The following is a 3,381-nucleotide window of genomic DNA, read 5'->3' as shown; positions in this document are numbered from 1 at the left end:
TCTCGATCCTCTGCGGTTGGGCAAAAGACCAAGGTAGCCGGGTTGCAGACTGTCAGCGGTGCGCGCCTCCCCGTTGCCCCCGATCATGATCGCTGGAAACAGCGATCACGATCGGCTGGAAACGATGATCACGATGCTCTGGAATGGGTGATCACGATGGCCTGGAATCGGTGATCACGATCGGCTGGAACACGCAGGCTCAGGTCAACATCGCCATTCGCTGGTTTGCTGGTTATGGCCTGCGAGCAGCTACCGCACCATTCAAGCCTGACGCGCATCCGCCAGCACTGGGGCGAAGAGCGGTTCCGTAGGATCTTCAAACGCACGGTCGAGGCCTGTTTGAAGGCCAAAATCGCCACTGCGGAGGTGGTCCACATCGGTGCGTCGCTGATCCGCGCTAATGTGAGTTAGGACAGCCTCACCGAGCAGCATGTGGTGGATGTACTGAGCCAAAATCAAAGCGAGGATGAAAGCGAGGCTGAGAGAAAGGGCCGGCAAAGCGGCAAGTATAAGAAGATCTGCACGACTGATCCCGATGCGACAATGGCCACGAATGCACGAAACCGGCGGCTGGAACCCGCTTACAAGCAGCACACGGCCGTCGATGACAAGGTCGGTGTCATCTGGATGTCGCGGTCACGACTGGACAAACGAACGAAGGGGAGATGATCGAGCCGCAAGTCGATGAGGTTGAAGCGATTGCGGGCATCGACATCAAGGTGGTCACCGCCGACGCAGGCTATGCCTACGCTAAAGTCTACGGCGCGCTCGAGCGGCGCGGCATTGATGCCCTGATCCCAGCTAAAGCCGAACCAATCAAGAGTCCCGTACCGCTCAGACGCTTCCGGTACGACGCCAAGAACGACATCTTGAAGTGCCCGCGAGGACGTATCTTGCGCCCCGCGCGGCCCATCAAGCACGGCCGTTTCTTTTACTCGAAGGCGAAGGATTGCGCCCGGTGTCCGCTCAAGGGCGATTGCCTATCCAAAGGGCGGGTTAACAAGGCAGTTGTTGTCGTTGACGATTATCCTGCACTGCTCCGCGCACGCCGCCCTCGCGATCGATGGAGTAAGCAGGATCGACGGCTCTATCAGCGCCATCGCTGGCGCTCAGAGGGCTTCCACGGCGAAGCCAAGACCTGGCACGGACTGGCGCGCGCCATACGGCGTGGTCTACCGAATATGAAGATCCAGGCCTACCTGACGGCCGCCGCCATCAACCTGAAGCGGCTGGCAGCCGCTCTCCTTGCGCTTATTCTGCCTTGGATTGTCCCTTATAGCGCGTTTGCGGCTTCAGAGCGCCGTAGCGCGGGTTTTAACGCGAGGGCCATGACAGAGCCGGTCGCTGCATCGCGCGAAATCTATTGGCCACTTCTTCAACGACCCCCGCGTCCGCTTCATGCGCAACGCGCTGGCGCATGCCGGCAAGAGCGGGCGGCGCGTCGTCTCCGCCTTCATCGCCACCGCGTTTGCCCAGGACGATGCGGCGGCGGCCAGCGCCCAGTGGCGCCGGGTCGCCGATCAGCTCCGCCCCAAGTTGCCCAAGCTCGCTACCTTCCTGAACGAAGCCGAGACCGATGTGCTCGCCTGCATGACTTTCCCGCCCCAGCATCGCACCAAGCTGCACTCGACGGATGAGATGGACAAGCGATTTTTTCATTATCGAGATGACGCTTGCTGGAAATCGCATATGTCCATTCTTTTGTTCGGCCGCGGCGCAGGTCATTTTTCCGTCCCGGCCATCAATCTTGCAGCCGCGGCCCGAGAACGGTGGCACGCTGCATGGAACGGGACGGGCCAGGCTGGAAGTTGCCGTCAGCTGCGATTATGGTTGCCGGGCGCGGGCGACCGCGTGGCGAAGCGTGACGCGTCGGCTGCAAGCGTCACCGGACTGCCTATGTTGTCTTGCCGAATTGAGGCGCCCGCGCGCCCGCTCTTTGCCGCCGCGCTTTCCATTGCGACACGAATTGTTCGAGTTTCGCTCCGCCTGGGCGGCAATCAGCATCTCGCGGTCGCCCAGCGCCTTGATGTTGTAGGCATAGGCGGTCCACGCCGGCTGCCTTGACCGTGGTCGATGATTGCGCTCGCGAGTGCTTGGTCCTTGGGCCGACACCTCGCTCTCGCGCACCCGGGTGGCACGGGAACTGGACCGGCTGGTGATGGAGCGCGGCAAGCCGAAGATGGTGGTCAGCGACAACGGCAGCCAACTCACCAGCAACGCGATCCTAACCTGGATCGATCAGAGCCGCGTCGCCTGGCATTACATCGCGCCGGGCAAGCCCATGCAGAACGCCTTCATCGAGAGCTTCAACAGCCGTCTGCGGGACGAATTGTTGAACGAGACGCTGTTCACGTCGCTGGCCCAGGCTCGCTCGCACTCGCATGTTGGCGTGCCGATTACAACCGCGCATCAGAACACCCATCTGTCTATGTTGTTGAAGAGAAGAGACTTTGCTGATTGGGATGCGATCCCGTGGGGTATCTTGGGTTCTGTCGCGCTCGTTCATTGAGCAGCAGTTGTTATCAGCGAGGCGCGGGCGAAGATCCACGGGCCGTCCGATAGCGGATGGAAGGCTTCGATCTCACCGGCTTCAGCGGCCAGCCGGAGCGTCTTGGGCGCGATCTTCAGGAGCTTTGCGGCGTTGCCAAGGTTGAGCCAAGGTTCGATCCCGTCCTCGGCGGGCTTGAACACCGGGAGGTGGTAGTTCGAGCGCATTGATGTGACGCGCTCGCGGGTCCAGCGATTGCCGTTGCCCGTCTTGAGGCCGTTGCGGTTGAGGAGGCCGGCAATCCGCGCCGGCGTTTGGGCAAGCGCAACTCGCTGTGGGCGCCACCCACCCAGTGGACGATGAGAACGATCTCGGAGGCCGCGTCGTCGATATCGGCCATGACCTCATGGATGAGGGTGCGTACAATGCGCTTCTTGAGGCGAGCATCCGTCGTCGGCGCATCCCAGACCGTTTTGAGGTTCGAGGCCAGAACGCCGAGCGAAGCTGGATCAGCAATGGGTGCGGGCGGCGCCGCATCATGCATGGCGATCTTGCCCTCGACCTCCGCCGCGTGAGCGAGCGCTCTGTTCCAGCGCGCTTCAAGCTCACTCGCCACCAGCCGGTTCGCGGGGTCAGCGGCATCGTATTGCCGGAAAGCCCGGTCGGCGGCATAGCGCGCCGCTTCGAGGTCGCGACTGAGAGCATCGCGCACCTGATCCCGTCCTCCGGCTTCCTTGGCGGCAGCGGTTGCAGCGGCGATAGCGCCCGGACCGACGACGCCAAGCAGTGCTTCCTCGATTGCATCATCGACGCGCAATCCGCCGAAGGCGATGCAGTGAGGGCCGCCATTGTCCATCCAGGCGCGGCTGCAGCTGTAGCGCGGGATATGGTGC

Annotated in this window: 2 protein-coding genes and 3 pseudogenes; 4 read left to right on the top strand and 1 reads right to left on the bottom strand. The window is 62.1% G+C overall.

What is annotated here, in order from left to right; genetic code table 11:
• Positions 1-194 precede the first annotated feature (194 nt).
• From IVB48_RS29740 to IVB48_RS29730, 3 pseudogenes are all read left to right on the top strand, one after another.
• Positions 195-1,268, top strand: a pseudogene (locus tag IVB48_RS29740) (IS1182 family transposase); the annotation flags it as partial.
• A gap of 118 nt (positions 1,269-1,386) precedes the next feature.
• Positions 1,387-1,647 (top strand): annotated as a pseudogene (locus tag IVB48_RS29735) (transposase); the annotation flags it as partial.
• 413 nt (positions 1,648-2,060) lie between these two features.
• A pseudogene (locus tag IVB48_RS29730) lies at positions 2,061-2,403 on the top strand (integrase core domain-containing protein); the annotation flags it as partial.
• Positions 2,404-2,502: 99 nt separating this feature from the next.
• Here the strand turns inward: IVB48_RS29730 and IVB48_RS29725 are convergent.
• The gene (locus tag IVB48_RS29725) at positions 2,503-2,715 is read right to left on the bottom strand and encodes a hypothetical protein (protein WP_247405681.1); all 213 of its coding nucleotides are present in this window, start codon (positions 2,713-2,715) and stop codon (positions 2,503-2,505) included.
• A gap of 107 nt (positions 2,716-2,822) precedes the next feature.
• Between IVB48_RS29725 and IVB48_RS29720 the strand changes: the two genes are divergently transcribed.
• Positions 2,823-3,381: hypothetical protein (locus IVB48_RS29720; protein ID WP_247405678.1), on the top strand; the 559-nt coding region annotated here is incomplete at its 3' end.

The sequence above is a fragment of the Bradyrhizobium sp. 76 genome, from assembly GCF_023073025.1.
In the GTDB taxonomy this organism is placed as follows: domain Bacteria; phylum Pseudomonadota; class Alphaproteobacteria; order Rhizobiales; family Xanthobacteraceae; genus Bradyrhizobium.
Note: the sequence above shows the minus strand (reverse complement) of the source record. Positions and strands in the feature narration are given on the sequence as shown.